Origin of the sequence: Halochromatium roseum (assembly GCF_016653315.1) — a bacterium.
In the GTDB taxonomy this organism is placed as follows: domain Bacteria; phylum Pseudomonadota; class Gammaproteobacteria; order Chromatiales; family Chromatiaceae; genus Lamprobacter; species Lamprobacter roseus.
Genome location: NZ_NHSH01000073.1, coordinates 1 through 2,531, shown reverse-complemented (window position 1 = coordinate 2,531; position 2,531 = coordinate 1). Strand labels below are relative to the sequence as shown.

Sequence of the window (2,531 nt, the reverse complement as noted above, 5' to 3'; positions counted from 1 at the left end):
AAGAAGATGCCGATCTGACGCATACTGCCCCCGTCGAGTGCGTGTCGCTCCGCTGGGAGCCTTGGTGAGTGTCTTGATCATCCGCCCGTCGATTTGAGCAAATGCAGCAAGACCCGCGCCAATCAACGGCGTGCTGGCCGGCATCCCGAAGACAGGAGCGACCAAAGGGTTCAAGTGGTTGAAGCGAAGGCGGATCCTGATCGATGGAGCAGCGGCATCTCGGTTGTTGAGCGGCCGGATGTCATCGCCATCGTTAGCCGCATGTCGCCACTCAGCTTGCCTGAGCCTGTGGCGAAGCCGACAACGGTCTCGGTCTTGGCTGGGTCGTGACAGTGAGCACTGAGGCGCAACTCTGCGCAGGAGCGTTGGCTCACTGATCGAGCTCAACGACCTCGACCATGACCTCGTTGCTGCGCAGGAACGGCAGCGAGAACGGCGAGTTGTAGCGGGCATAGAGGGGCTCGCCAACCGGTATCAGACCAGCGGCACGGACCGCATCGAGCAGCTGCGTCTCATGGTTCCGATACTTGGATTCGCCCCAGCCGCCGGCGTAACGCAGCACGGCCATGAGACGACCGGGTTCTTCGCGGAGGATGACGCGCGGATCGTTGGGACGCGGCACGGTCTCGAGCGTGAAGCGCTCCGGCATCACGAAGCTAATGATGAAGCCGTTGGCGTCGGGCTGCGCGGGGCGTTGCGTCACCGGGGCGGTCATCTCGATCCGAGTTCCGGCTTGGTCATCGTCGCTGGCCGACGGGCGCTGCGTGACGGGTGCGGTCATCGCGATCTTCTCGGCGGCCTGGTTGTTGCCGAAGATGTAGTCGGCAAGGATGCCGAAGGCCTTGCCCCCGACCTTGTCGAAGCGACCCTGCACCTTGGTCTCCGCGAGCACTTGCGGCTGATAGCGGCGCAGCTCGAAAACCGGGCCTTCACCGACGATCTCATAAGCCGGTTCTTCGGTGGCCATCGCTTGCCCTCCCCAAACTGTCAGTAGCATCGTCAACGCGATACGCGTCAAGCGTTGGGTGTGCCTGTTCATCATCAATGTCCTCGTGCGGCTGGCGTGTTGGCAAGACTGGGATGAAGGCTTCGCCCTCTGGCGGATGGCACTTCCTCGCCAGACACCGCAGGTGGTCTGGCTTCGAATCGGTCACACGCGCCGGTCTGAGCTGCTGCATCGGATCGAACACCTGCTGCCACAGATCATTGATGGCCTTGAACGCGGTGAATCGTTGAGCGAAGTCCGTTAGAGAGACTTCAATGGTTGACCTCTTGATCGGTTGTTGGCTTAGAGAAACGGCTCCACCCGCGAGACAGCCGTGCTCAGTATTGGCCCCGCGAAACCTCGTCACATCGGCTGTTCCCGATGCAGGATCCGCGCGCTGAGCGCCAATGTGATGACCGCATTCCAGTAGGCCCTTTTCGGGGTAGCTCAGCAGCTGTTGACCACGCCATGAACGTTTTATCCGCCGCTCGTCGCTATGGCAGGTTTCGGCCAAATCCGGAAATTAGCGTATTGCTGCCCGGGTTCTGTAGCCGCGAGGACAGCAGACACTCGCCAGAACCAGCGATGACACCGACTGTCCTACGAAGTCCTCGCGCCTCTGGCTTCGCCCGGTCGATTCGGCGAAGATGAGCGATACGCCTGCGCACCCAAGAGCACTTGGCCATGAGCAATACCTTATCCGTCGATTACCCGGAAACCTTCCCCGATGCGCTGCATATGTCCCGAGCGGAGTTTGAGCGTGAGGCAAGTCTGGCCATGGCCGCCAAATTGTTCGAGATTGGCAGGCTCAGCTCAGGGCAGGCCGCCGGCCTGATCGGAATGGGGCGAGTAGCGTTTCTCGCCGAGCTTGGCCGCCTTGGGGTATCCGCCATCCAGGTGGGCGCTGAGGAGTTGGAGGGGGATCTCGCTGCTGCCGAGGCCGCCAGTGATCATCCTCAATAGCAGCCCGGTCATACACCTGAGCGTTGCCTTGGGTGGGCTCGATGCCCTACCGGCGCTCTACGGCCGGGTCTTGGTGCCGGAGCCTGTGCTCCGGGAGTTGGAGGCAGGTGCCCAGCTGGACGACACCGCCCGGAGGCTTCGGATGGTAACCGATATCAACGTGTACGCTCTGGCGAACGGGATTTCGCCGCTTCTAGCGGGCGAGTTGGATCTCGGCGAGGCGGCGGTGATCCAGCTCGCCCTGGATCTTCCGGGGGCCACCGTGGTGCTGGACGATCTCAAGGCGAGGCGGGTTGCCCGCCGTAGCTCCATCCCGATGACGGGCTCCCTCGGCGTGCTTCTGCACGCCAAACGGCGCGGCAAGCTGGACTCGGTGGCCCAGGGTGTCGAGCGTATCCGCCGTCATGGAGGTTGGCTCGCCAACGACGTCGTCGAGCGCGTACTGGCCCTGGCCGGGGAGCTAGACTCTAGTGTTGCAAAAAATGCGCGATAGTGTACTATTGTCTCATGGAAAGCACCATGAGTACAGGCAAAGCGGCGAAACGGCTGGGCGTTTCGGTCAAGACGTTGCAGCGCTGGGAGC

Annotated in this window: 4 protein-coding genes; 2 read left to right on the top strand and 2 right to left on the bottom strand. The window is 62.1% G+C overall.

What is annotated here, in order from left to right; translation table 11 throughout:
• Positions 1–370 precede the first annotated feature (370 nt).
• Positions 371–967: an SOUL family heme-binding protein gene (locus tag CCR96_RS20520; protein ID WP_201223020.1), complete on the bottom strand. Its 597-nt coding sequence runs from the start codon at positions 965–967 to the stop codon at positions 371–373.
• Positions 942–1,499: a hypothetical protein gene (locus CCR96_RS20515; RefSeq protein ID WP_201223018.1), complete on the bottom strand. Its 558-nt coding sequence runs from the start codon at positions 1,497–1,499 to the stop codon at positions 942–944. Before CCR96_RS20515 ends, CCR96_RS20520 begins: the two co-directional genes overlap by 26 nt.
• Positions 1,500–1,669: 170 nt before the next feature.
• Here CCR96_RS20515 and CCR96_RS20510 point away from each other — a divergent pair, with 170 nt between their 5' ends.
• Complete coding sequence (locus CCR96_RS20510; protein ID WP_201223016.1) at positions 1,670–1,948, top strand: UPF0175 family protein; 279 nt, start codon at positions 1,670–1,672, stop codon at positions 1,946–1,948.
• Entirely contained in the window at positions 1,932–2,441 is a 510-nt protein-coding gene (locus CCR96_RS25395; protein ID WP_201223014.1) for a PIN domain-containing protein, read from the top strand. Before CCR96_RS20510 ends, CCR96_RS25395 begins: the two co-directional genes overlap by 17 nt.
• Positions 2,442–2,531 lie beyond the last annotated feature (90 nt).